Origin of the sequence: Streptomyces sp. NPDC090127 (assembly GCF_044746945.1) — a bacterium.
Lineage (GTDB): Bacteria > Actinomycetota > Actinomycetes > Streptomycetales > Streptomycetaceae > Streptomyces.
In genome coordinates this window covers 73,724-98,216 of record NZ_JBIVDE010000010.1, presented here as the reverse complement: position 1 = coordinate 98,216, position 24,493 = coordinate 73,724, and the positions used below count along the sequence as shown (strand labels likewise).

General features: G+C 71.8%; 21 protein-coding genes and 1 pseudogene. 7 read left to right on the top strand and 15 right to left on the bottom strand.

The window, feature by feature from the left end:
- Position 1: 1 nt before the first annotated feature.
- Complete coding sequence (locus ACIPPS_RS30695) at positions 2-1,387, bottom strand: DUF4192 domain-containing protein (RefSeq protein WP_401438827.1); 1,386 nt, start codon at positions 1,385-1,387, stop codon at positions 2-4.
- 202 nt (positions 1,388-1,589) lie between these two features.
- Positions 1,590-2,672: a Ku protein gene (locus tag ACIPPS_RS30690; RefSeq protein WP_401438824.1), complete on the bottom strand. Its 1,083-nt coding sequence runs from the start codon at positions 2,670-2,672 to the stop codon at positions 1,590-1,592.
- A gap of 164 nt (positions 2,673-2,836) precedes the next feature.
- Here ACIPPS_RS30690 and ACIPPS_RS30685 point away from each other — a divergent pair, with 164 nt between their 5' ends.
- The 3 genes and pseudogenes from ACIPPS_RS30685 (at position 2,837) to ACIPPS_RS30675 (ending at position 5,981) form a co-directional block, all read left to right on the top strand.
- The gene (locus tag ACIPPS_RS30685) at positions 2,837-3,010 is read left to right on the top strand and encodes a CsbD family protein (protein WP_401438821.1); all 174 of its coding nucleotides are present in this window, start codon (positions 2,837-2,839) and stop codon (positions 3,008-3,010) included.
- Between the two features lie 139 nt (positions 3,011-3,149).
- Positions 3,150-3,802 (top strand): annotated as a pseudogene (locus ACIPPS_RS30680) (zinc-binding dehydrogenase); the annotation flags it as partial.
- 454 nt (positions 3,803-4,256) lie between these two features.
- Entirely contained in the window at positions 4,257-5,981 is a 1,725-nt protein-coding gene (locus tag ACIPPS_RS30675) for a PP2C family protein-serine/threonine phosphatase (protein WP_401438819.1), read from the top strand.
- Between the two features lie 127 nt (positions 5,982-6,108).
- On the opposite strand, the gene ACIPPS_RS30670 is transcribed toward ACIPPS_RS30675, so the two are convergent.
- The 4 genes from ACIPPS_RS30670 to ACIPPS_RS30655 all read right to left on the bottom strand — a co-directional run bounded on the left by ACIPPS_RS30670 (position 6,109) and on the right by ACIPPS_RS30655 (position 8,719).
- Entirely contained in the window at positions 6,109-6,792 is a 684-nt protein-coding gene (locus ACIPPS_RS30670) for a DUF6766 family protein (protein WP_401438816.1), read from the bottom strand.
- 81 nt (positions 6,793-6,873) lie between these two features.
- Positions 6,874-7,287 carry a hypothetical protein gene (locus ACIPPS_RS30665; RefSeq protein WP_401438813.1) on the bottom strand — a complete coding sequence of 138 codons (414 nt, stop codon included), beginning with the start codon at positions 7,285-7,287 and terminating at the stop codon, positions 6,874-6,876.
- Between the two features lie 107 nt (positions 7,288-7,394).
- Positions 7,395-8,351 (bottom strand): TIGR03557 family F420-dependent LLM class oxidoreductase, encoded by a 957-nt coding sequence (locus ACIPPS_RS30660; protein WP_401438810.1) that lies wholly within the window; start codon positions 8,349-8,351, stop codon positions 7,395-7,397.
- Positions 8,352-8,395: 44 nt separating this feature from the next.
- Positions 8,396-8,719: a plasmid stabilization protein gene (locus ACIPPS_RS30655; protein ID WP_401438807.1), complete on the bottom strand. Its 324-nt coding sequence runs from the start codon at positions 8,717-8,719 to the stop codon at positions 8,396-8,398.
- 463 nt (positions 8,720-9,182) lie between these two features.
- Between ACIPPS_RS30655 and ACIPPS_RS30650 the strand changes: the two genes are divergently transcribed.
- Entirely contained in the window at positions 9,183-9,338 is a 156-nt protein-coding gene (locus ACIPPS_RS30650; protein WP_401438804.1) for a DUF6131 family protein, read from the top strand.
- 27 nt (positions 9,339-9,365) lie between these two features.
- On the opposite strand, the gene ACIPPS_RS30645 is transcribed toward ACIPPS_RS30650, so the two are convergent.
- On the bottom strand, positions 9,366-11,525 hold the full coding sequence (locus ACIPPS_RS30645) for a RecQ family ATP-dependent DNA helicase (protein WP_401438801.1): 2,160 nt from the start codon (positions 11,523-11,525) through the stop codon (positions 9,366-9,368).
- Between the two features lie 342 nt (positions 11,526-11,867).
- On the opposite strand from ACIPPS_RS30645, the gene ACIPPS_RS30640 reads away from it, so the two are divergent.
- A complete protein-coding gene (locus ACIPPS_RS30640) occupies positions 11,868-12,497 on the top strand; it encodes a hypothetical protein (protein WP_401438798.1) in 630 nt (209 codons plus the stop codon).
- A 189-nt stretch (positions 12,498-12,686) separates the two neighbouring features.
- Here the strand turns inward: ACIPPS_RS30640 and ACIPPS_RS30635 are convergent, their stop codons facing one another.
- The 6 genes from ACIPPS_RS30635 to ACIPPS_RS30610 form a co-directional block, all read right to left on the bottom strand.
- Complete coding sequence (locus ACIPPS_RS30635; RefSeq protein WP_401438795.1) at positions 12,687-13,316, bottom strand: hypothetical protein; 630 nt, start codon at positions 13,314-13,316, stop codon at positions 12,687-12,689.
- A 91-nt stretch (positions 13,317-13,407) separates the two neighbouring features.
- On the bottom strand, positions 13,408-14,118 hold the full coding sequence (locus tag ACIPPS_RS30630; protein WP_401438792.1) for a ribonuclease HII: 711 nt from the start codon (positions 14,116-14,118) through the stop codon (positions 13,408-13,410).
- Between the two features lie 224 nt (positions 14,119-14,342).
- A complete protein-coding gene (locus ACIPPS_RS30625; protein WP_401438789.1) occupies positions 14,343-16,172 on the bottom strand; it encodes a DUF4153 domain-containing protein in 1,830 nt (609 codons plus the stop codon).
- Between the two features lie 291 nt (positions 16,173-16,463).
- Positions 16,464-17,375, bottom strand: coding sequence for an ADP-ribosylglycohydrolase family protein (locus tag ACIPPS_RS30620; RefSeq protein ID WP_401438787.1), 912 nt, complete (start codon positions 17,373-17,375; stop codon positions 16,464-16,466).
- Positions 17,376-17,387: 12 nt separating this feature from the next.
- Positions 17,388-18,047, bottom strand: coding sequence for a histidine phosphatase family protein (locus ACIPPS_RS30615; protein ID WP_401438784.1), 660 nt, complete (start codon positions 18,045-18,047; stop codon positions 17,388-17,390).
- A 232-nt stretch (positions 18,048-18,279) separates the two neighbouring features.
- On the bottom strand, positions 18,280-18,888 hold the full coding sequence (locus ACIPPS_RS30610; protein WP_401438781.1) for a YdbC family protein: 609 nt from the start codon (positions 18,886-18,888) through the stop codon (positions 18,280-18,282).
- A gap of 140 nt (positions 18,889-19,028) precedes the next feature.
- On the opposite strand from ACIPPS_RS30610, the gene ACIPPS_RS30605 reads away from it, so the two are divergent.
- Positions 19,029-19,559 carry a TerD family protein gene (locus ACIPPS_RS30605; protein WP_401438778.1) on the top strand — a complete coding sequence of 177 codons (531 nt, stop codon included), beginning with the start codon at positions 19,029-19,031 and terminating at the stop codon, positions 19,557-19,559.
- Positions 19,560-19,635: 76 nt separating this feature from the next.
- Here the strand turns inward: ACIPPS_RS30605 and ACIPPS_RS30600 are convergent, their stop codons facing one another.
- On the bottom strand, positions 19,636-22,524 hold the full coding sequence (locus tag ACIPPS_RS30600) for a vitamin B12-dependent ribonucleotide reductase (RefSeq protein WP_401438775.1): 2,889 nt from the start codon (positions 22,522-22,524) through the stop codon (positions 19,636-19,638).
- A gap of 162 nt (positions 22,525-22,686) precedes the next feature.
- On the bottom strand, positions 22,687-23,199 hold the full coding sequence (gene nrdR / locus ACIPPS_RS30595) for a transcriptional regulator NrdR (RefSeq protein WP_401438772.1): 513 nt from the start codon (positions 23,197-23,199) through the stop codon (positions 22,687-22,689).
- A 479-nt stretch (positions 23,200-23,678) separates the two neighbouring features.
- On the opposite strand from nrdR, the gene lexA reads away from it, so the two are divergent.
- Positions 23,679-24,470 (top strand): transcriptional repressor LexA, encoded by a 792-nt coding sequence (gene lexA / locus ACIPPS_RS30590; protein WP_329115078.1) that lies wholly within the window; start codon positions 23,679-23,681, stop codon positions 24,468-24,470.
- The last annotated feature ends 23 nt before the right edge of the window (positions 24,471-24,493 follow it).

The window sequence follows — 24,493 nt, the reverse complement described above, 5'->3', positions numbered from 1 at the left end:
GTCATCGCCCGCTCCTGGTCCCACGCTGTCCACCGCGCGCTCCGCCGTGCCGGGCCGCGACACCCCGCGACCGCTGGGGCGAGCCCTTGCCGGGGCGTGTGCCGGCGGTCGCGCCGCCCGCCCTGGCCACCCTCGCGGCCTTCCTGAGCGCCGACGGGCGAGGGCTCCGAGGCAGGGCCGGACGCGGTTCGGCCCGCGTCTCCGGGGCAGCCTGCCTCGACGCACGTTCCTCGCGCAGGCAGCTCCGCAGGGATTCGGGGTCGAGCCCCTCGTTGCAGGCCTGGTGCAGCAGCCGGGCGAAGACGTACTCGGGGTCGGCGTCCAGGGCGAGCCCCAGGGCCACCCGGGCGGCCGGTTCGTCGCCGGTGGACCAGGCCACCCAGCCGGCGAGCGTGAGCGGCGCCGCCGCGTGCTCGCCGAACGGCGCCACACAGCGGCGGGCCAGCACGCGCCACAGGCGCAACGCGGCGGCGCCCTCACCTCCCTCCATCCATTCGGCGGCCCGGTCCCGCGTCTCCCGGTCCTGAAGCCCGAGGATCAGGGCGGCGGCCTCGTCGGCGTCGATCGTCGCGTCGTCCGCCGCGTCCTGCTCCGCCGTTCCGGAACCACCCACGGCGGCCGGGACGGGCGTCCCTGACGCGGCGGTGTCGAACCGTCCGAGGATCTTCCGGGCGAGCGTGAGCGTGGTCTCCCTGACCTCGGCCCGGCCCGCGCCGGGCGGGCCGTCGAAGACCTTGGGGATGATCACGGCCGACGCCTTGTGCAACGCCTCGCGCTGCCGTTCGTCCGCGGACGACGGCGTCGCGCGGGGCGTGAGTCGGGCCTCCATCTCCCGCAGTGATCCCCGGACCTGGATTCCGGCGTAGGCGGCCGAGGCGGCCATGACGGAGGTGCCGGTCAGGGCGAGGGGGGTGCCGTCGGGCGGGCAGCAGCGGGTGTCGGGGCAGCAGTAGGAGAAGTACAGGCCGTCGGAGATGCACAGCGCTTCGTAGACGGGAATGTCGAGCGCGCCGCAGGCGGTGCGCAGGCGCTGGGCGAAGGGGCGCAGCCGCTCCATCACATGCCGGCCCGTCTCGCCGGGCGCCGGGTCCTGGCAGAGGAAGACGACGATGCCGTCCGGCCTGGTGCCGCGCCGGGTGCATCCGTCGACGAGGCACTCGGCGAGGTGTTCCGCGGTCGAGGGCCACTCGTTGGTGGAACGCGGGATGCCGAGCCTGACCCGGCCGCCGAAGCGTCCGTGTTCGCCGTGGAGCGCGACGAGGACGACGGAGTCGCTCGGGTGGAAGCCGAGCATGAACGGGAGGGCGTCGGCCAGTTCGGCGGGGCCGCGCAGCGTGATCTGCTGGGTTTCGGTCGTTCCACGGAATTCGTGCGGGTTCGTGTTCATGGTCACGACGGTCTCGCGACGACCGCCGACTCCGAAAGCCCTGTGGATAACTCCCGCTGCGGCCCGGACCGAGTTATCCACAGCCTCGGAGTGACGCGCTCGCGCGATGTCCGAGGCGTCGTGTTGCATGGACGCATGACGCCCGCAGATCACTTCTTCGACCGCACGGCCGGACCCGCCCCGACCGGCAGCCCGCCTGCGCTCAGGCCGCGAGGGCCTTGACCAGTTCGTCGCGCGTCATGGTGGAACGGCCGCGTACGTGCGCGTCGGTGGCCAGGTCGTAGAGCTCGGACTTGCTGAGGCCGTCGAGGTCACCACCGCCGCTGCTCGACCGCGCCCCGTCGGACTTCCCCGCATGACCCGCCTTCCCGGTGCGACCCGCCTTCCCGGTGCGGCCCGTCTTCCCGGTGCGACCCGAGTCCGCGTTTCGGCCCGTCTTCCCCGTGCGACCCGTCTTCCCCGTGCCGTGGGCCCTCCGGGTGTCGTGGGCGTGGTCCACGCTGCGTCGCAGCACCTCCATCAGGTCAACGACGTTCGTGGACTCGGCCGCCGGTTCGGCCTTCTCCACGGTCTCCCCCGCCTGCTTGGCGTCGATGAGCGCGGCGACCTTCTCCTGGAAGGTGTCGTGGTACTCCTCGGGGTCCCAGTCGGTCGCCAGGGCCTCGATGAGCTGCTCGGCCATCTCGCGTTCCTTGTCCGAGGTCTTCAGTCGCCCCGGCAGGGTGTCGATCTCCTGGTGGGGGTCGCGGATCTCGTCGGCCCAGTGCAGGGTGTGGCACGTCAGCAACCCCTTCTCGGCCTTCACCGCGACGAGATACTCGCGCTGGCGCATCACGAAGGTGGCGATTCCTGCCCGGTTCGCCCGGGACATCGTCTGTTCGAGCAGGCGGTAGACCTTGCCGTGCTCCTTGCCGCGCGGCCCGAGGTAGTACGTCCTGTCGAAGAAGATCGGGTCGACCTCGTCCAGGTCGACGAATCCGGTGATCTCCAGCGTCTTCGAGCGGCCGGGCGCGATCTCCTCCAGCTCCCGCGGCTCCACGAGAACGTACTCGTCGCCGGTGTCGAAGCCCTTGACGATGTCGTCGAGGTCGACCTCCTCGCCGGTCCGCTCGTTGACCCGGCGGTTGCGCACACGGTCCGACGTGCCGCGTTGCAGCTGATGGAAGTGGATGGTGTGACTGTCAGTGGCCGTATAGAGCCCGACCGGCACGCTGACCAGCCCGAACGTCAAAGTCCCCGACCACACCGGCCGCGCCATGACCATCACCTGCCTCGCGGAGCTCATCAGGACGTTCCGCCACTTCCCCACGATTCGGGATCTAGCCGTCAATCAGCCCAACCAGGTCAGCGGACATCGGCTCGCCCCGCCCGGGGCGCCGTAGCGACGTTTACGGGGCCCCGAATCGGCTACTCGCGACAGACAGCACCACACACCCGAGAGGAGTCACCGTGTCGGGTGAGGAGAAGATGCGCGCCAAGAAGGAACAGGCCAAGGGCAAGGCCAAGGAAGCCGCGGGCCGGACCGTCGGTAACGAGGGTCTCACCGCGAAAGGCCGCGCCGAGCAGGCCAAGGGAGACGCTCGGCAGGCCAAGGAGAAGGTGAAGGACACGCTGAAGGACTGACCACCGGCCCCTTCAGCAGGGCGCGTTCGGAACCGGGCATCGTCCCGGCCCCCGGACGCGCCCTTGGCCCGTCCGACGACGACGGGCGGCCGGTCGGCCGCATAGTCCGGTCCGGCACAGCACGGGCACGCGCGGGGCACCGCCGGGCGGGACGGTGACCGTCCTCGGCCTTGGGCCGATCGGCGAGATGGCCGCACGGATCGCCCTCCACCGCGGGGCGCGCTCGTGGTGGGCGTCGACCTGGTACCGGCCCGGCTGGAACGGGCTCGTTCCCGTGGCGTACACACCCTGGACCTCGCCGAGCACGACAAGGGGCTGGCCGACGCGGTCCGGCAGCTGACGGACCGCGGCACGGACGCCGTCATCGACGCGGTGGGGATGGAGGCCCACGGCGCGTCCCTGGCCTCGGCGGCCCAACGCGTGACGGCGCGGTTGCCCGACGCCCTGGCCAGGCCGCTGATGGAGCGGGCCGGTGTCGACAGCCTGAGCGCTCTGCACACCGCGATCGACCTGGTACGGCGCGGCGGCACCATCTCGGTGTCGGGCGTCTACGGCGGGGCCGCCGATCCGATGCCCCTGCTGACCATGTTCGACAAGCAGATCCAGCTGCGCATGGGGCAGGCGAACGTACGGGCCTGGACGGACGACATCCTGCCGCTCCTGGACGACGGAGATCCCTTGGGCGTGGAGGGCTTCGCCACCCACACGATGCCGTTGGAGGAGGCGCCGAAGGCCTACGACATGTTCCTCGCCGAGGAGGACGGAATGATCAAGACACTGCTCACGCCGTGACGCACACGTGCAGGCGCACGGGCGCGGGCAGTCGCACGGGCGCGGGCAGTCGCACGGAAGCGCGGGCGCGGGCAGGTGCACGGGCGCGGGTGCGGGCACGGGCACGGGCGCGGGCGCGGGCAGGTGCACGGAAGCGCGGCGCGGGCCGACGCCCAGGCGCAGGCCGACGCCCAGGCTCGTGCCCCTGCACGTGCCCCGCCCCGAGGATGGGGCCCGGTCGGGCACCCGCACGAGGCCCGGGCACGGCACCGGGCACGGCATCTGTGCAGACGCTACGACCGCCCGGCGTGCCATCGGCGCATGAATCGATCAGGCTGGGGCACGTGCGCTCGTGCGAGCCGGTGGCCCTGTGGCCGAGCCGGTGGCCGCGAGTCGAGTGGTTGGAGCCGACGAGCGACGCGTTGCCGGCCTCGGACGGCAGACCGACGCGCCGCGTGGTTCGCGGAGGCGAACGATGAGCTTTCCCCTGCCCGACACCGTCGACGCCCTCAAGGGCATGATCGGCCGTGAGATCACCTCCTTGCGCGAGGCGGTGCGCCGCACGACGGAACGTCCGGCGCCGGGACCCGGATCCGGCGGTATGGATGTGGCGTCGCCGCTCCAGTCCCTGTCGGTGCTGCCGGTGACGGCCGAGACGGACGGGACCTCGCGGTGTCTGTGCAGTACCCACGAGCCGGGCGACAGCGGGGTCTGCTCCCTGCTGGCCGCGATCCCGGCCTCGGCGGTGCTGCTCGAACCGGTGACGGACGACGCCGGGGCCGTACGCGACTTCCGCATCGTGGCGGGAAACCGCGTCCGGTCGGCGGAGTGGCTGGAGATTCCGGACCGACAGGTCGGGCAGCGGTTCCTGGAGGCCCGCCCGGGCGCCGCCAACTCCGGTCTGCTCGCCGCCCTGGCCGAAGTCGTGAACACCGGCAGGCCCCTGGACGGGCGGGTGGTCGACTACACCGAGGAGCGGCTCGGACGCATCCACCGGGCCCCGCTGCTGTACTCCGCCGCCCGGTGCGGTCTCCAGGTTCTCGCGACGTGGCGACCGGTGCAGAGCCAGGCGGAACTGCTCACCATCGACGCGCAGTACCTGGCGTCGATGGGCTGGGGGAACTGGGACCTGCTCTCGGGCAAGGTCACCTGGTCGGAGGGGCTCAGCCGGATCTTCCACGCCGATGTGCGCATGCCCTGGACGCTGGACCAGCTCTGCGACGCCCTGCTGGCGGACGACCTGACGGCGTTCTCCGAGTTCATCACCTCCGTACTGGCGGGCGAGGAGCCCGCCTGGACCCGAATCCGCTTCCTCGTGCTCGGCGAGCTCCGCACCCTCGACCTGCTGGGACGGCCGGTCGCCGGGACGGACGGCAGGCCGTGGGCGGTCAACCTGGTGGCCCGCGACCTCACGCCACAGATCCGCAGCCGGCGGCGGCTGGCGGAGACGGAGCGGGAGTCGGACTGGCTGCGGCGGCAGACGGAGGCGGAACGGAAGGTCGCGGACACGCTCCGCGAGGCGATCCTGCCCACGCACTCGGAGGCACTGGCGGCGGTCGGGCTCACGGTGGCTGCCTCCTACCGCCCGGCCGAGCCGGACGCGGCGGTCGGCGGTGACTGGTACAAGTGCCGGCTGCTGCCGGACGGCCGGGTGCTGGTGGCGATCGGCGACGCCTCGGGGCACGGCCTGGAGGCCGTGGCCCGTATGGCGCAACAGCGGCACGCCCTGGCCGGCCTGGCGCAGACGGGCGCGTCCGCCGGCGAGATCACGACCTGGCTGAACGAGCTGGTGTGCAGCGATCCGGCGGGCCAGACGGCCACGGTGGTGGCCGGGCACATCGGCGAGGACAAGGTCCTGCACTGGGCAGACGCCGGACACCCCGCCCCGCTGCTGCTGCGCGACGGCACCGTGGAACCGCTGGGGACCGACCAGCGCGGCCCCCTCCTCGGGGCGCTGCCGGGGTACGCGTACGAGACCTCGTCGACCGCGCTCCGCCAGGGGGACCTGCTGGTGCTGTACACCGACGGCATGGTCGAGCGCCGGGACGAGGACCTGACCGTCGGAATCGACCGTCTGGCCCACGCGGTGGCGGCCTCGTCCACCCGCGAGCCCCAGAAACTGATCGACGCCCTGGTCGCCGACCCCGAGATCGCGGGCCACGAGGACGACGCGTGCGTCCTGGCGATCCGCGTGGGCTGACGGCGCGGGCGTCCTGGCGATCCGCGAGGACTGACGACGCGGGCGTCCTGGCGATCCGCGTGGGTCGACGACGCGCGCGAACACGGCTTACGCGCCCATGTCGGCGGCACGCCGGGCCGAGCCGCCGTCAGCCCTCCACACCGGTGGCGCCGTGGGGAGCGCCGACCGGCTTGGACTCGGGTGAGCCGCGCTGCCGAAGGTAGACGGACAGGATCGCCATGGCGGCCACCGCGAGGAATTCGGACTGCCAGTTCTGGAGCGTCCGGTTCCAGAACTCGGGCGAGCTGATGTACGTGAGCCAGCTGACCGGGTCCTGCCGCTGCCGCAGCTGCTCCTCGTTGTAGGCGATGCGTCCGGTGACGGACTGGGCCAGCCAGGACAGCGCGAAGACCGTGAGCATGACGAGCCCGAGGGACCGGGAGTAGACGGCCAGGCGTACGCCCCCGGCGCCCGCCCAGCGCGGCGAGTCGGGGCGCGCCTCTGCGCCGACCCGCTGCCGCCGGTCCGACTCCTTGCCGGCCCTGTCGAGCTGTTTGGACTCCGGCGACCCTCGTTGCAGCAGCCACACCGTGCCGATGATGTACAGCGAGAACTGGAGGAACTCCGACTGCCAGTTCTCCATGACGTCCACCATGAAGTCCGAGGTGAACAGGTAGGCGGTGAAGGTGGGCGGGTGGAGTCCCTGTGCCGTCGTGACGGCGGCGAGTTCGGCGTGGCCGGCGACCGCCTGACCGGCCAGGGCGAGCAGGAAGCCGGCGAGGAAGGCCAGGGTCAAGCCGTTGTCGCGGAGGAAGCGTCGTACGCCCGTCACCGTTGCGACAGCCCTACGACGAAGGCGTACGCGAGGCCGCCGAAGATCACGGCCAGGCAGACCAGGAACACCACGCGTACGTCAGTCACCTTCCACCTCGCAGAGGTACGGGCGCGGAGGGCGCGGCGTGCACCCGGCGGCGGTCACGCGCCAGCCGTCGGGGAAGGCGGCGAGGAACAGGGTGTCGGCGGTGAACACCGCACGGGCCTGCGAACCGTAGACGTCCACCCGGCGGGCGCGCCCCTCGGCGGCGGCGAGGTGGAGCGACTCCAGGGCCGTGGCACAGGGGCCGTCTCGTTCGACTTCCTCCCGCGTGGCGGGTGCCAGGGCGGCGCAGGCCCTCCCGGTGTCGTGGTCGCGCAGCGCGGCCTCGAACCGGGCCGCCGCGTCCGCCACGGCGGCCGAGCGCCCGTGGGTCGTGGCGCACCCGGAGACGGCCAGGACGACACCCACCAGCACAGGGGCCACGAACCGGCGCATGGCCAGAGCACGCATGGGCAGAGCATGACCCGCCGCCTCGCCCCGGCACGGCGATTGGCACCGCGACACGCCGCTCCTGGGCGCCGCCCCACCCTGCCCGGTCAGGCGGTGGGCCTGGCCGGTCAGCCCGAGCACGCGGGAAGGATCTTGTCCCGGTAGGCCGAGAAGAACGCCTCCTGGTCCGGGCCGATCTGCCCGACGTAGACCTCGTCGAAGCCCGCGTCGACGTAGGCGCGGACTGCGGACACGTGCTCGTCCGGGTCGTCACCGCAGGGGACGGACTCGGACACCTGGTCCCGGGTGACGAGCCCGCTCGCCTGCTCGAAGTGGGCGGGTGTGGGGAGGATCTGGTTCAGCTCGCCCGGCAACTGCTCCGTCGGCCAGAGCCGGTGGGCGGTGGCGACCGCCGCGTCCCGGTCGGCGCCCCAGCACACCTTCAGCCCGCCGACCACCGGCTTGCCCGCGCCGCCCGCGTCCCTGAAGCGGGCGATCGCGTCCTCGTCGGGGGCCATGGTGACGAAGCCGTCGCCGATGCGTCCGGCCAACTCGGCCGCCTTCGGTCCGAAGGCGGAGACGAGGATGGGCAGCGGGCCTTCGGGGGCGGTGTAGAGGCGGGCGTTGTCGACGGTGTAGTGCCGGCCGCGATGGCTGACCTGCCGTCCGGTGAACAGCCTCCGCATCACCTCGACCGCCTCTTCCAGCATGTCGGCGCGCTCGTCGAACGAGGGCCACCGGTCGCCGTGGACGTGCTCGTTGAGCGCTTCTCCGGTCCCCACGCCCAGCGCGAACCGTCCCCCGAGCAGCACGCTGGAGGTGGCCGCCGCCTGCGCCGTCACCGCGGGGTGCAGACGCATGACCGGACAGGTGACGAGTGTGGTCACCGGCAGTTCCGTCGCCTGGGAGAGGGCGCCGATCATCGACCACACGAACGCGCTGTTGCCCTGCTCGTCGTTCCACGGATGGAAGTGGTCGGAGATGGCGAGCCGGGTGAATCCCGCGTCGGCGGCCTGTCTCGCCTGGTCGATCAGCTGCCGCGGGGTGAACTCCTCGCAGGCGAGGAAGTAGCCGAATGACGTCATGGCACCCTCCATCCCTCCAGAGTGGTCGAGTTCGCCGGTCGGCTTCAGCGGCCGAGAGCGCGCTTGAGTTCCGCCTTGTCCATCTTCGAGCGGCCCTCGATGTTGCGCTGCTTGGCCTCGTTGTAGAGCTGCTCCTTCGTGGGCCCCTGCGAGCCGCTGTGGGAGCGCTGTCCGCCGCGCTTGGAGGACGACATGTCCTGGGTCGACGAACGGCTCGCGCTCTTCGACTCCCCCGAGCGGGCGCGTTCCTTGTTCACCGTACGAGCGGCGATCTCCTTGGCCCGCTTGGTGCTCTCGCCGCGGTCTTCGGCGCTGTCCTTGATGTGCTCGTACTGGCGTTCACGCTTGGGGCTGGAACCGCGAGGCATGGTGACTCCTTGGCTCGTGTGGGATGTGTCGGGGACGAAGAGTGGGTGCCCGGTCCGGACACGCCTTGCTGCTACCCGGAGAGGACGGCCACATTCGCGGCCACCGTTCGCCGAGACCCGAGCGCCGGGCCACCGGACGCCGGTGGCCGATCGCCGGTCGCCGATCGCCGGACGCCGGTCGCCGAATCGCCGGACCACCGGACGCCGGTGACCAGTCGCCGGTGGCCGATCGCCGGTCGCCGGTCGCCGGTCGCCGGTCGCCGGTCGCCGGTCGCCGGTCGCCGGTCGCCGGTCGCCGGTCGCCGGTCGCCGGTCGGGCGAAAAATACGTCCGGGCACCCATACAGCGGCTGGATGGGGGCATACGCGTCTCACGGATGGCGGATACGGCGACCTCATCGCCCCGCCGTATGCTCCGCGACCTCGCCGCACGGCGGGTCCACTCACAGAGACCGAGGCACACCATGATCATCCTCGGAGTCGTGCTCCTCATCATCGGATTCGCCACCGGCATCTCCATCCTGTGGACCATCGGAATCGTCCTGCTCGTCCTGGGCGCCGTCCTGTGGATCCTCGGAGCCGTCGGACACGCGGTGGGAGGCCGACGCCACTACTGGTAGCCCGTCGACCACCCGCTCACGCGCGCCTCACCCGGATGCCGCGAGGACCAGCGGAAGGACCGGCCCGCTGCCGGCCCGCCGGAGCAGACGGGACGCGACGGCCAGGGTCCAGCCCGAGTCGGCGTAGTCGTCCACCAACAGCACGGGACCGGCGGCCCCCGCCACGGCGGCCGTCAGCTCGTCGGAGACGGTGAAGGCGCCGAAGAGGCCCCGGAGCCGCTGGGCGGAGTTGCTGCGGCGGGCCGCTTCGGCGCCGGCCGGTCCGGCGTAGGTCAACGTCCCGAGATAGGGAAGGCGACCGATGGACGCGATCCCCTCGGCGAGGGAGCCGACGAGCTGCGGCCGACGCAGTGACGGCACGGCGACCACGCCTACGGGACGAGCGGAGGCCTCGGCCACGTTCGGCGCCCACCCGCCCGGCGAGCGCGCCCAGTCCGCGAGGACGGCCACCGCCGCCTTCAGGACGTCGTCGGGGACCGCCCCGTCCGGGGCGTTCTCGGCCAGCAGGGGGCGGAGTCGGTTGCCCCAGCCGATGTCCGAGAGGCGGCCGAGGGCGCGACCGGTGGAACTCTGCTCGCCCGCGGGGATACGTCCCTTGAGGTCGATTCCCAGGGCGGGCATACCGGTCGGCCACATCCGGCGCGGATCGACCTCCACTCCCGGCCGGTCCAGTTCCCGTGTGGCGCCCGTCAGCGCCTCGGCCGAGACCTCGGAGCCGATCCAGGCCCCCGCGCAGTTGTCGCACCGGCCGCACGGGGCCGCGCCCTCGTCGTCCAGCTGCCGGCGGAGGAACTCCATGCGGCACCGGTCCGTGCTCACGTAGTCCCGCATGGCCTGTTGCTCGGCCTGCCGCTGCCGCGCCACCCACGCGTACCGCTCCGTGTCGTACACCCACGGCTGTCCGGTGCTCTCCCAGCCGCCCTTCACGCGCTTGACGGTCCCGTCCACGTCGAGGACCTTGAGCATCGTCTCCAGCCGGGTGCGCCGCAGGTCCACCGCGGCCTCCAGAGCGGGCACGGACAGCGGCCGTCCCGCGTCGGCGAGGACCGTCAGCGTCTGGCGGACCTGAGCCTCGGGAGGGAAGGCGGTGTCGGCGAAGTAGCGCCAGATCGCCTCGTCCTCCTTGCCCGGGAGCATCAGCACCTCCGCGTGCTCCACCCCGCGCCCGGCGCGGCCGACCTGCTGGTAGTACGCGATCGGCGAGGACGGCGAACCGAGGTGGATCACGAAGCCGAGGTCGGGCTTGTCGAAGCCCATGCCCAGCGCCGACGTCGCCACCAGGGCCTTCACGCGGTTCTGCTGCAGATCGGTCTCGGCCTGGAGCCGGTCGGCGTTCTCCGTACGACCCGTGTAGGAGTCCACCGCGAAGCCGCGCTGCCGCAGGAACGCCGTGGCCTCCTCGGCCGCGGCCACGGTCAGGGTGTAGATGATCCCGGAGCCCGGCAGCTCGTCCAGGTGCTCGGCGAGCCAGGCCAGGCGATGCGCGGCGTCCGGCAGCTGGACGACTCCCAGCCGGAGGCTCTCCCTCTCCAGCGAGCCGCGCAGTACCAGGGCCTCGCCCGCGCCGGTGCCCAGTTGCTCGGCCACGTCCGCGGTGACCCGCGCGTTGGCCGTCGCGGTGGTGGCCAGGACCGGCACCCCGGGGGCGAGCTCGCCGAGCATGGCCCGCAGCCGGCGGTAGTCAGGACGGAAGTCGTGGCCCCAGTCGGAGATGCAGTGCGCCTCGTCGACGACGAGCAGACCGGTCGTGGACGCGAGCTTGGGAAGCACCTGGTCGCGGAAGTCCACGGAGTTGAGCCGTTCCGGGCTCACGAGGAGAACGTCGGTCTCGCCGCGCTCCACCTCTCCGTAGATGGCGTCCCACTCCTCCGGGTTGGCCGAGTTGATGGTGCGCGCCCGGATGCCGGCGCGCTCCGCCGCCTCCACCTGGTTGCGCATCAGCGCCAGCAGCGGCGAGATGATCACCGTAGGGCCGGACCCCCGCCGGCGCAGCAGAGCGGTGGCCACGAAGTACACCGCCGACTTGCCCCAGCCCGTGCGCTGCACCACCAGCGCCCGTCGGCGCTCCTCCACCAGCGCCGCCACCGCCTGCCACTGGTCCTCCCGCAGCCGCGCGGAACCACCGGGCGCTCCCACGAGCTCAGCGAGGATGGCGTCGGCTTCGGTACGGAGCTCCAGATTGTCCATACCCCCATGCAACCGGATGGGACTGACAATCGGCCAATTCACTCACCGCGACACGTCGCTCGCGAAGGGGGAGCGGCCCGGACGCGGAAGGCGGTGTTCCCCCTGGTGATGGCCGTCCGGACAGGAAACGGGGAGTGAACAGTGGGTGTCTGGGCAGGGATATCAGTGGCATTCCGTCCCATTCCAGTCAGCGGCGTCAATTGCTCGTTGCCGCTCGCTCGCGAGCCAGGAAGAATTGGGAATCCGCCCGGCACGGCCCCGTATGGGGTCCGGAAGGCTGTGCCGTGGTGCGCCCTCACTCGACTCTGCCCGCCTTGCGGGCGCGTATCCGAAGGGAGGACCGTGACCTTCGGATTCGCTCCGTCATCAGCCGCTTCGATCAACTCGTCGTCCGAGTCCGCCAGCCGCCTCGGTCGGATGCTGGAGCCCTCGGAGTGGGCGGCGGCCGGAATTCCGCTGCTCCGCAGCCCGCGTGAGGTCGTCAGCGGTCTGCACTCCCGGCATCGGCCGACACCGTCGACGGCGGTCGTCGCCGTGCTCGACCACGAGGAACGGCTCACCGCCAGCGCCTCGTTCGCACGTCGTCCGATCCCGGCGGACGGCTGGGAGTTCCGCAACGCGCTCCTCGCCCATCTGCGCCGCGTCATCCCGCACGACCTGCGCCGCCGGACGCCGGTACGGACGGCGGTGCTGCTCTACTGCCGTGACGGCGACGAGCGGTGGACGGAGGAGGACGGCGCCTGGATGTGGGGCCTGCGGGACGCCTGCACGCTCCACGGGCTGCGCTGTGGCGCGTACATCACCCTGACGCGCGGCGGCTGGCAGGTACTGGGCGAGGGACGCGGCGGCCGGTACCCCGGCTCTGGTTCGCGCCCCGCACCGCTCGGCGAAGTCCCGTCCGAGCTGGGCCTCCTGACGCCGCGTACGGCCGGTGGCGCCGCCGAGCCACTCCGCCGCACAGCGGCCCGCTGAGACGGGGACTGCCGAGGCGTGGACTGCCAAGGCGTGGACTGCTGAGGCGTGGACTGCTGAGACGCGGTCGGCTGGCACTCAGAGTCCGCCCGCCGAAACGACCGCGCCCAGCCCTCGGCCGTGGCGGGAAGGCCACGGCCCGGCCGCCCCGAGGGGCAGCCGGGCCGGGACCGCGTGCGGTGATGCCGCTCAGACACCCGCGCCGAGCACGGCGTCGACGCGCTGCGGGTCGCCGCAGACGATGAGCAGCGCGGTCGCGCGTCCCCTCGCCAGGGGCAGCGCCCGCGCGGTTGCCTCCTCGGTACCGCCGTTGACGGCCACCACGACCACGGGCCGGGCGGACGCCCGCTCCACGGCGGCGGCGTCGGCGAAGAACACGTCGTCGCGGGCGTCCTGCTGGGCCCAGTACGCGCTCTCGCCGAAGGACAGCTCGTGCGCCGTCCACGGGTGCTGCTCACCGGTGGTGAGCACCAGGATGTCGCCGGGGGTACGGCCGGTCTCCAGGAGCAGATCGACAGCCTCTTCGGCGGCGTCGAGCGCGCCGTCGATAGGGGCCGGGATCAGCTGGATCTGCGGGCCGGTCGGCTGCTCGGAACGATTCTCCGGGCGGGCCGACGGGGACTGCCCGGCACCGGGGTGCGGGCGCGGTACCGGTGGTCCGGGCCGGGCCGGCCCGGGGCCGGGACGCCCGGGACGCGGCGAGGCCGCGGAACGCGGACCGGGTACGGGACGGGGGGTCGGCGCGGGGTGGCCTGCGGCCGTGCCGCGGGGACCCTGGGCACTCTCGTGAATCTGAGGCTCCTCGGGGAAGAGAGGCATGGGTGGATGTCTATCAAACGCCGGTGCGCGGGGCTCCGGCGGGTGGGCACAATCGTGCGACCCGGCTGTCGGCGAACGCCTGCCGGGAAGTTCAGAAGTCGAAGCCGAGCTGGCCCCCGCTTTCGAGTGCGACCGCCTCGGCGGAGATGCGGACCTTCTTCAGGTGCCGCCACTGGGGCAGCCCGTCGAGATAGGCCCAGGAGAGACGGTGGTACGGAGTGGGCCCGCGCTCTTCGAGTGCGGCCTTGTGGATCGGGGAGGGGTAGCCCGCGTTGGCGCCGAAGCCGTACGCCGCGCAGCCCTCCCACTCGCTCTCCAACTCGGCCATCATCGCGTCACGCCGGACCTTGGCGATGACCGAGGCCGCCGCCACGGCGATGCAGGACTGGTCGCCCTTGATCACCGTACGGACCTGCCAGGGGCTGCCCAGGTAGTCGTGCTTGCCGTCGAGGATCACCGCGTCGGGGCGGACCGGAAGGGCGTCCAGCGCGCGGACGGCGGCCAGCCGGAGCGCCGCGGTCATGCCCAGCTCGTCGATCTCCTCGGGGGAGGCGTGGCCGAGGGCGTAGGCGGTGACCCACTTCTCCAGCTCCGTCGCCAGGGCGGTACGGCGCTTGGGAGTGATCAGCTTGGAGTCGGTGAGCCCCTCGGGGGCCCTGCGGAGGCCGGTGACGGCCGCGCAGACCGTGACGGGGCCCGCCCATGCCCCGCGTCCGACCTCGTCGACCCCGGCGATGATCCTGGCGCCGGTGGTGGCTCGGAGCGAGCGCTCGACGGTGTGAGTGGGTGGTTCGTAGGGCATGGCGCCAGACAGATTACGCCGGTCGGACCCGCCCGCGATACCCGCATCCCCCTCGGATGCCCGAACAGGCCCCGCGAAGCCGGTCCGCGGCGGCTCGATCTGATCGGTCACGGGCGCCCGGGACGCCCGCACCCCGGCCCCGTCCGCGACCGAACGCACAGGTCAGGGGTTACGGAACCGGGATGCACGGCGACGCGGCGGCGTGCGTGACGGACGTCCGGATGTCACGGGGTCTCGTACGGATCGGCATACGGGTCGTCGTACGGATCGCCGTACGGATCTCCGTTGCCGTACGGGTCGTAGTCGTCGTCCCTGCTCGCCGCTCCGCACTCGGCCGGGGTCCGGTCGATCCCCCGCACCTCCAGGAGCCTGCGGGCCCGCTCCTTCGACCAACTGGTGGCGTACCAGCCTCCGTCGTCGTCGGCGCGCAGACGCGCCTCGATGCTCAGAAGGGCGCACGAGCGCTGCGGCTCCGGCAGCCGGTCGAGTGCGGGCACGGCGTCCGCGGACAGCCCGGCGAGGTACGGAATGTCGATCTTCTCGGAGCTGCTGAACCGCTCGACGTTGCGTTCGGCGACGAGGGCGTCGGGCGAGGCAAGGCCGAAGGCGAGGACGCCCGCGGCGGCGCTCACGGCCACGGCGCGGGGGAGCAGCCGGGCGCCGAAGATCCCGGCGGCCATGATCAGCAGAATGACCAGGCCCAGCCAGATCTCCATGGCGGCCACCGAGACGCGCAGCCGGGTGAGCCCGTACGCGTCCACGTACAGGTCCATCCTGCGCAGCGCGGAGGCGACCACGACGAGCGTGAGGGCGCACAGGATGCCGAGGACGGCTCGGACGAGCGTGCGGTCGCGGGCGTCCGCGCGCGGAGCCCAGCGCAGGGCCAGACCGATCACCACGAGGGTGAGCAGAGTGGCCGTCAGCAGCTGCCAGAAGCCCTGCCGGGCGTACGCGGCGTAGGTGAGACCGGTCTCGCTGAGGACCTTGTCGTACCCGCCGAAGAGAACGGCGAGTTGGACCGCGTTGAAGGCCGCGAAGAGCACGTTGAGGACGATGAGCGGAAGGGCCCACTCCAGTCGGGCGCGGGCCCGGCCGGGACGGATCGCCATCTTGTCCCAGCGCAGGGGCGCGGCGGCGGTACGGGCGAGGGCGACGGCGCCGAAGAGCCCGAGCAGGAAGAGCGAGAGTCGCCAGGGCGCCTGCTCCAGCGAGATGTCGGGCATCAGGGAGCCGAGCAGGTCGGCGAAGGCGGCGTCGGCGCCGGCGAACAGCGCGCCGAAGACGACGAGCAGCGCGACGGCCACCCCGACGGTCCGCACGACCGGACCCCACCGGCCGCGGGAGCCTGCCGCCCGGTCGCGGACGCCGTGCCAGACCCAGGCCGTGCCGGAGCCGAGGGAGTCGAAGAGGCCGAGGGGCGCGAGGAGCACGCTCGGCCAGCCCCGGCCGCCGTGCAGGGCGAGGGCGGTCACGCCGAGCGCGGTGACGAGGGCGAGGAAGATCGGCCAGCCGGCGTCGCGCAGAGCCGGAACGGTGAGGAGCGCGAGGCCGCCGATCGCCCAGACCAGCGTCCAGGGACGCAGTCGGCGGCCGGCCGCCCGCGCGGCGAAGGCGGCGGCGAGGACCGCCGGAACGGCCACGATCACCAGGTTGACGCCGAGGCCCTCGCCGAGGAGCAGGGCGCAGAGCACGGCGGTCGCCGCGACGGCGCCGAGCGTCGGGACGGTCGCCCGGGCCGGCGCGGCCGGGCGCAGCCGGGTGAGCCAGGTGTCGCCGGGGGGTGCGGGCGGCGGCGCCCACGGGTACGGCGGCGGGCCACCCTTCCCCCCGGTGGCCGCTGCGGCCCGCGGGCGGGGCGGCCAGTGCGGTGACTGGTTCGGCCCGGGCGGCACGGCGCCAGGCGGTACGGCACCGGGCGGAGGCGTACCCCCGGACGGCGCGGCACCAGGCGGTACGGCACCGGGCGCAGGCGTACCCCCGGACGGCGCGGCCGTGGGCTCGCTGACGGGCCGAGCTCTGTCCTGCGGTGGTGGATCGGACGGTATGTCGGACACGGGACCCCCTCCCGACCCGGCTCGCGCGCGGTGCCATGACGGCGGAGGGCTGCGGTCCGGGTGTCGCGTCGGCGCGCTCTCGTCATGATCAGCGCTGCGGAGTGGCCGACTCTAACGGCGGTCCGGCCCTCGAAACCCGGCTGGACACCGCTGTGGCAGGACCGTGACACTCATCGACCCGGCCCGTGGGTACGGCGGCGCGGCGGCTCGACGACGGCCCGCCCGCTCTGGGACGGACGGTCGGCGCACCGGCTCCCCGGGACGGTCGGCTCCTCGGGACGACCCGCCCGCTCAGGGCCGGACGGTCGTCGGCAGCCAGGCCGGGAGTTCCTCCGTGCGCTCCAGCCAGGCCGCGGGCGGCGCGCCGGCCGTACCGGAGGCCACGACACCGCCGGCGATCGCGCAGGTGGTGTCGACGTCGCCGCCGACCTGGGCGGTCGTCCAGAACACCTGCTCGTAGTCGCCGAGCGCACGGGCCGCCGACCAGAGCGCGAACGGCACGGTGTCGTGGGCGCTGGTGCGGCGCCCACTGCCCAGCACCGCCGCGACCGTGCCGGCGTCGCCGTAGTCGAGCATGTCGCGGGCCCGGCGCAGCCCCGCGCCGACGGCGCTGCGCGGGACGAGGGCGATCACCCCGTCCAGGAGGTCCGTGGGTGTGGGCGGGCCCGCCGGATCCGCGGCGAACGCGGCCGCGGCCGCCACGGCCATGGCGCCCACGACGGCCTCGCGGTGCTGGTGCGTGGTGTACGCGGAGATCTCGGCCTGATGGGTCGCCTGCTCGGGGTCGTCGGCGTACCAGGCACCGAGCGGGGCGATGCGCATCGCGGCGCCGTTGCCCCACGAGCCCTGCCCGTTGAAGAGCGCGGACGCCAGCTCGCGCCAGTCGCCGCCCTCCCGGATGAGCCGGAGCATCCGGTTGACCGCGGGGCCGTAGCCCCGGTCGAAGTCGTGGTGGTCGGCGAACGCCTGCGCGAGCGCGTCCTGGTCGATCCGCGCGTGCCGCACGAGCACGTCGAGGACCGAGCCGGCCATCTCGGTGTCGTCGGTCCACTGCCAGGGGCCCGGCGGCAGCTCGCGTCGCTTGAGCAGCGGATAGTTGACGGGGACGAAGAACTGGGAGCCCAGGGCGTCTCCCACGGCCAGACCTCGGAGGCTGGCCAGGGCGCGTTCGAAGCGCCGGTCGAGAGAGGAGTCAGCGGTCATCGCTCCACCACTCTATCCGGTGTGGCCGTACGGTTCCGGGGTGCGCCAGCGCTCGAACGGCCGGTCCAGGCCGTATCTGCCGTCCGCGCCGAGCAGCAGCGTCCGCGTCTCGCCGTTGCCGGGGTTGGAGAGCGACTCGAAGTCGGCCACGGTCCAGTGGAACCACCGCATGCAGAACAGCCGCATGGTCAGCCCGTGGGTCACCAGCAGGACGTTCTCCGGGTGGTCCGGTGCCTCGAAGCTGCGGTACAGGCTCTCCAGGAACGCCCCGACCCGGTCGTACACGTCGGCCCCTGACTCCCCCTGCGCGAAGCGGTAGAAGAAGTGCCCGTAAGCGTCCCGGTACGCCTTCTGGAGCCGTACGTCCTCCCGGTCCTGCCAGTTCCCCCAGTCCTGCTCCCGCAGCCGCGGCTCCTCGCGCACCCGGACCCGCTCGGGGTCGAGCCGGAACTCCCGGAGCGTCTCGTGCGTGCGGCGGTAGGGCGAGACGTACACGCTGACCTGTTCCTCCCCGAACAGCTCCCGCAGCCGCTCCCCCGTCTCCCGGGCCTGCCGCAGACCGGTCTCGGTGAGCCTGAGCGCATGGTCGGGCTCCCTTTCGTACACCGTGTCGTCGGCATTGCCTTCGGACTCTCCGTGCCGTACGAGGACTATGCGCCGCGGTCGTGCCATGCCACGACCCTAGATCGCCCGCTCCGGCCGGGCTCGACCGAGGAGGTGTCCGGCGCCCATCCGGCGTACGCGGGCGGAACCGGCGGCGCGGGGCTTCGGAGCCCTCGTGTCGCCGTGGCTCGGAGCCCTCGTGCCCGCGCGAGTCCCGGAACCTCGTGTCGCCGTGGCTCGGAGCCCTCACGCCGACGGATCTCGGAGCCCTCGTGCCACCGCGGATCCCGCCGAGGGGCGATCACACCGTCCAGGTCGACTCGAGCTGCACCACGTCCCCGCTCAGCGCGGCCACGTCGGCGTCCGTCTGGGCCCGCAGCCCGAGGCGTTCGACGCGCTCCACGCGGTACTTCCCGTGCTCGGCGGCGGACCGCCACATCGAGAGCACCACGAACTCGTTCCCCGGCGCCTCCCCGAACACCCCGCGCAGCATCCCGGGGGAACCGGCCATCGCCGGGTTCCACACCTTCTCCTGCATCAGCGCGAAGTGCTCGACGCGGTCCTCGTGGACGCGGCAGTGCGCCACGCGCGCGACGTCGGCGTCCGTGAACCGCGGCTCGAAGCCCGTCTTCACGTCGAAGCGGTGGTCGAAGAGCTTGACCTGGAGATCCTTGTACGAGCCCGACTGCGTGGCCGCGAGCCGGTCGTGGGAGCGCGCCATGAACGAGTCGTAGAAGGCGCGGCTCTCCCAGAACGAGAAGACGTGGGCGACGACACCGGGCCGTGCCCGGCTCCACCCGCCGCCCTGGCCCCGGAATCCCGGCTCGCCCAGCAACCCCGCCCATTTCCGCTGTCCCCGCTCGAACCCCCGACGGTCCACCACGGTGCAGCGAGTCCACTTGACCAGCACGGCGCCATCGTACGGGGCATTCACCCTCCGCCACCCCGCTTCTCGCGCCGAGTGCGCATGACACCATGAACAACCGGTCTCAGACCATGGGCAGTTGACCGGGCCCGCGGTACCAGTCGTACGGAGAGAGGGAATTCACGGTGAGCGGACTCAACAAGGGGGTCGGCAAGGTCGAGGTGACGCTCAAGTGGGACCCCAGTCCGATCGGCGCGGCGGCGCACGATCTGGACATCATCGCCGGGGTCTACACGGCGGACGAACCGTACGGTGCGCCCGCCTATCTGGTGCACTTCGACAGCCGCTCCCCCGACGGCACGATCACACTGACCCGGGACAGCCGAACGGGCCAGGGCTTCGGCTACGACGAGGCCATGGTCCTGGAGTTGGACCGGCTGGCGCCGCTCTACGCGCGCGTGGTGGTGGGAGTGGCCATACAGCAGGGCACCGGACGGCGGACGTTCGGCGACATCTCCAACACCGGTGTGCGGGTGCGCGAGGGCTACACCGAGCTCGCCGCCCACAGCTTCGACGACGTCGCCGGAGCCACGGCGGCGACGGTGGTGGAGTTCACCCGCGAGGGGACGGACGGCTGGTCCTACCGGTCCGTGCTGCGCGGCTTCGACACGGACCCGCAGTCCTTCACGGCCCTGATGGGCGCCCGCCCGGCCTGACCCCGGACCGGGCACGAACGAGGAAGGGGACCGGCCCACGGCCGGTCCCCTTCTCATTCACCGTTCAGCCGACGGATCAGCTGCAGCCGCTGGTCGAGCCGCAGCCCTCGCAGATGTAGCAGGAGCCGGCCCGCTGCATCTTCGTCCCGCAGGAGAAGCAGAGCGGCGCGTCCGCGCTGATGCCCAGCTGCATCTCGACGAGCTCCGCCGAGGTGTGCGCCTGCTGCGGGGCCGGGACCTCCGCCTTCGGCGGGGTCGAGACGGCCTTCAGGGTCTCCGTCTGACGCGGGGCGGACTGGGCCAGGCCCTCGACGTCCACCTCGTCGTCGGTGGCCTCGTACGAGCCCGTCTCCAGGTGCCGCTGGCGCTCCTCGGCCGAGTGGATGCCGAGCGCGGAGCGGGTCTCGAAGGGCAGGAAGTCCAACGCCAGGCGGCGGAAGATGTAGTCGACGATCGACTGCGCCATCCGCACGTCCGGGTCGTCCGTCATGCCGGCCGGCTCGAAGCGCATGTTGGTGAACTTCGAGACGTACGTCTCCAGGGGGACGCCGTACTGCAGACCGACGGAGACGGCGATGGAGAAGGCGTCCATCATGCCGGCGAGGGTCGAGCCCTGCTTCGACATCTTCAGGAAGACCTCGCCGAGACCGTCGTCCGGGTAGGAGTTGGCGGTCATGTAGCCCTCGGCCCCGCCGACCGTGAAGGAGGTGGTGATCCCCGGACGGCCCTTGGGCAGACGCTTGCGGACCGGGCGGTACTCGACGACCTTCTCGACGGCCTCGCGGATCGTCTCCTCCGCCTTCGCGGTGACCTCGGCCTTCTCCTTGTCCTTGGTCTTGGCGGAGAGCGGCTGGCCGACCTTGCAGTTGTCGCGGTAGATGGCGAGCGCCTTGACGCCCATCTTCCAGGCCTCGAAGTAGACCTCCTCGACGTCCTCGACCGTGGCCGTCTCCGGCAGGTTCACGGTCTTGGAGAGGGCGCCGGAGATCCACGGCTGGATGGCCGCCATCATGCGGACGTGACCCATCGCGGAGATGGAACGCTCGCCCATGGCGCAGTCGAAGACCTCGTAGTGCTCGGTCTTCAGGCTGGGAGCGTCGATCACGTTGCCGTGCTCGGCGATGTGGGCGACGATCGCCTCGATCTGCTCCTCCTGGTAACCCAGGCGGCGCAGGGCCTGCGGGACGGTGCCGTTGACGATCTGCATCGAGCCGCCGCCGACCAGCTTCTTGAACTTGACCAGGGCGAGGTCGGGCTCGAGGCCGGTGGTGTCGCAGGACATCGCGAGACCGATGGTGCCGGTCGGCGCGATGACCGAGGCCTGCGCGTTGCGGAAGCCGTTCTTGGCGCCGAGGCGGACCACGTCCTGCCAGGCCTCCGTGGCGGCGGCCCAGATCGGCGAGTCCAGGTCGTCCATGCGGACGGCCACGGTGTTCGCGTCGGCGTGCTGCTTCATGACGCGCTGGTGCGGCTCGGCGTTGCGGGCGTAGCCGTCGTACGGACCGACCACCGCGGCGAGCTCGGCGGAGCGCTTGTACGAGGTGCCGGTCATCAGCGAGGTGATGGCACCGGCCAGGGCGCGGCCGCCGTCGGAGTCGTACGCGTGGCCGGTGGCCATGAGCAGGGCACCGAGGTTGGCGTAGCCGATGCCCAGCTGGCGGAAGGCGCGGGTGTTCTCGCCGATCTTCTGCGTGGGGAAGTCGGCGAAGCAGATGGAGATGTCCATCGCGGTGATGACCAGCTCGACGACCTTGGCGAAGCGCTCGACGTCGAACGACTGGTTGCCCTTGCCGTCGTCCTTGAGGAACTTCATCAGGTTCAGCGAGGCGAGGTTGCAGGACGTGTTGTCCAGGTGCATGTACTCGCTGCACGGGTTCGAGCCGTTGATCCGGCCGGACTCGGGGCAGGTGTGCCAGCGGTTGATCGTGTCGTCGTACTGGATGCCCGGGTCGGCGCAGGCCCACGCGGCCTCGGCCATCTTGCGGAAGAGCGACTTGGCGTCGACCTCCTCGATGACCTCACCGGTCATGCGGGACGTCAGGCCGAACTTCCCGCCCTCCTCGACCGCCTTCATGAACGTGTCGTTCACGCGGACCGAGTTGTTGGCGTTCTGGTACTGGACGGACGTGATGTCGTCGCCGCCCAGGTCCATGTCGAAGCCCGCGTCGCGCAGGGCGCGGATCTTCTCCTCCTCCTTGACCTTGGTCTCGATGAAGTCCTCGATGTCGGGGTGGTCGACGTCGAGGATGACCATCTTGGCCGCACGGCGCGTGGCGCCGCCCGACTTGATCGTTCCCGCGGAGGCGTCGGCGCCTCGCATGAAGGAGACCGGGCCGGAGGCGTTGCCGCCGGAGGAGAGCAGCTCCTTGGAGGAGCGGATGCGGGAGAGGTTCAGGCCGGCGCCGGAGCCGCCCTTGAAGATCATGCCCTCTTCCTTGTACCAGTCGAGGATCGACTCCATGGAGTCGTCGACGGACAGGATGAAGCAGGCGGAGACCTGCTGGGGCTGCGGCGTGCCCACGTTGAACCACACCGGGGAGTTGAAGCTGAAGATCTGGTGCAGGAGGGCGTAGGCCAGCTCGTGCTCGAAGATCTCGGCGTCGGCGGGCGAGGCGAAGTAGCCGTACTCCTCGCCGGCCTTCGTGTAGGTCTTCACGATCCGGTCGATGAGCTGCTTGAGACCGGTCTCGCGCTGCGGGGTGCCGACGGCCCCCCGGAAGTACTTGCTGGTGACGATGTTGACCGCGTTCACCGACCAGAAGTCGGGGAACTCGACGCCACGCTGCTCGAAGTTGACCGAGCCGTCGCGCCAGTTGGTCATGACGACGTCACGGCGCTCCCAGACCACCTCGTCGTACGGGTGCACGCCGGGGGTGGTGTGGATGCGCTCGATGCGCAGGCCCTTGCTCGCCTTGGCTCCCTTGGCGCGGGAACCTCGTGCCGGACCGCTCGCCGTCTCTGTCATGCCGCCTCCCATATACGGGCAAAACACACTTAAATGCCCAGTTAATCCCAGGGCACTGTCTTCTTTGTCTGCTGCCGCGAGCCCTCGTCGGAGCGCTCGTGACACGTCTTTCTCGGCCGCGACGCGACCGGCCACGACCGGGCCCTCGGCCCGGTCCGCCGGTCAGTCGGCGGCGGTGGCGGGAACGGGGACCTCGGGGGTCGCTCCGGTCCCGCTGTTCTCCCCGGAGGGCCGTCGCTCGCGGAGTTCCGCGACGGCGGCCTCGAAGTCGTCGAGGCTCTCGAAAGCCTTGTACACGGATGCGAAGCGCAGGTACGCGACGAGGTCGAGCTCCTGCAACGGGCCGAGGATGGCCAGACCCACGTCGTGGGTGGTCAGCTCGGCGCTCCCGGTGGCGCGCACCGCCTCCTCGACCCGCTGGCCGAGCTTGGCGAGGGCGTCCTCGGTCACGGGTCGCCCCTGGCACGCCTTGCGGACGCCGGAGATGACCTTGGTACGGCTGAAGGGTTCGGTCACGCCCGAGCGCTTCACGACCATGAGCGAGCACGTCTCCACCGTCGTGAAACGACGGGAGCAGTCGGGGCACTGGCGGCGGCGTCGGATCGACGTCCCGTCGTCGGTGGTGCGACTGTCGACGACACGGCTGTCGGGGTGCCTGCAGAAGGGGCAATGCATGGTTCCGACCCTCCCTCACGGCACGACTGAAAAGCCCCACCGGGCCCGTCAAGGCCCTCGAAGCGACCACCAGCATAGGCGATGCGGGTACCCCCGGAAGACCGGGGACCACAACTTGTAGGCGGCTGATCCAATCCAACCACTAGATCTGGGGTTGGGGCGGTTTTCCGGCACTTCGCGCGTGTCGCGCGGCCTCCGGATGCGCGACCGGCCACGAGGGTACGGGAAGCGCGCGCCGCCGCCGATTCGGGGCCGCCGGGTGCGAGACTGGGACGGCACCCCCGCCCGCGTGCGGCGCACCGCCGAACGGTAGCGTCATGACCCGAATTGGCACCGGCGCCCGGGCCCGCATATACACCCAGCCGCACACACAGGTAAGGCAATCTGCGTTTTTTCACTCGAACGTGTGTTTGGCGCAACCTTTCGAAAGCCACTACCGTTGTGCCAGCGAGGGAGACCATTCGAGAGGGGCCGCCGACGTGACCACCACCGCAGACAGTGCCACCATCACTGCCCAGGACCGCTCCCAGGGCCGACTCGAGCCGGTGCATGCCATGAATGACGCAGCCATGAACGGGGACGGCGAGCCTGGCCGACCTACGCGCTCCTTGCCCGGACGACCTCCAGGCATCAGGGCCGACAGCTCCGGCCTCACCGACCGCCAGCGCAGGGTCATCGAGGTCATCCGGGACTCGGTCCAGCGCCGCGGATACCCCCCGTCGATGCGTGAGATCGGTCAGGCGGTGGGCCTCTCCAGCACGTCCTCCGTCGCGCATCAGCTGATGGCGCTGGAGCGCAAGGGCTTCCTGCGCCGCGACCCGCACCGCCCCCGGGCGTACGAGGTGCGCGGCTCGGACCAGCCGAGCACGCAGCCGACGGACACGACCGGCAAGCCCGCCGCGTCGTACGTGCCGCTCGTCGGCCGGATCGCCGCCGGTGGCCCGATCCTCGCCGAGGAGTCGGTGGAGGACGTCTTCCCGCTCCCCCGGCAGCTCGTGGGTGACGGCGAGCTCTTCGTCCTGAAGGTCGTCGGTGACTCGATGATCGAGGCAGCGATCTGCGACGGGGACTGGGTCACCGTCCGGCGCCAGCCGGTCGCCGAGAACGGAGACATCGTCGCCGCCATGCTCGACGGCGAAGCCACGGTCAAGCGCTTCAAGCGCGAGGACGGCCACGTCTGGCTGCTGCCGCACAACGCGGCGTACCAGCCGATCCCTGGTGACGAGGCCACCATCCTCGGCAAGGTCGTGGCGGTACTGCGGCGGGTGTGACCCCACCTGGCCGGCTCTGACCG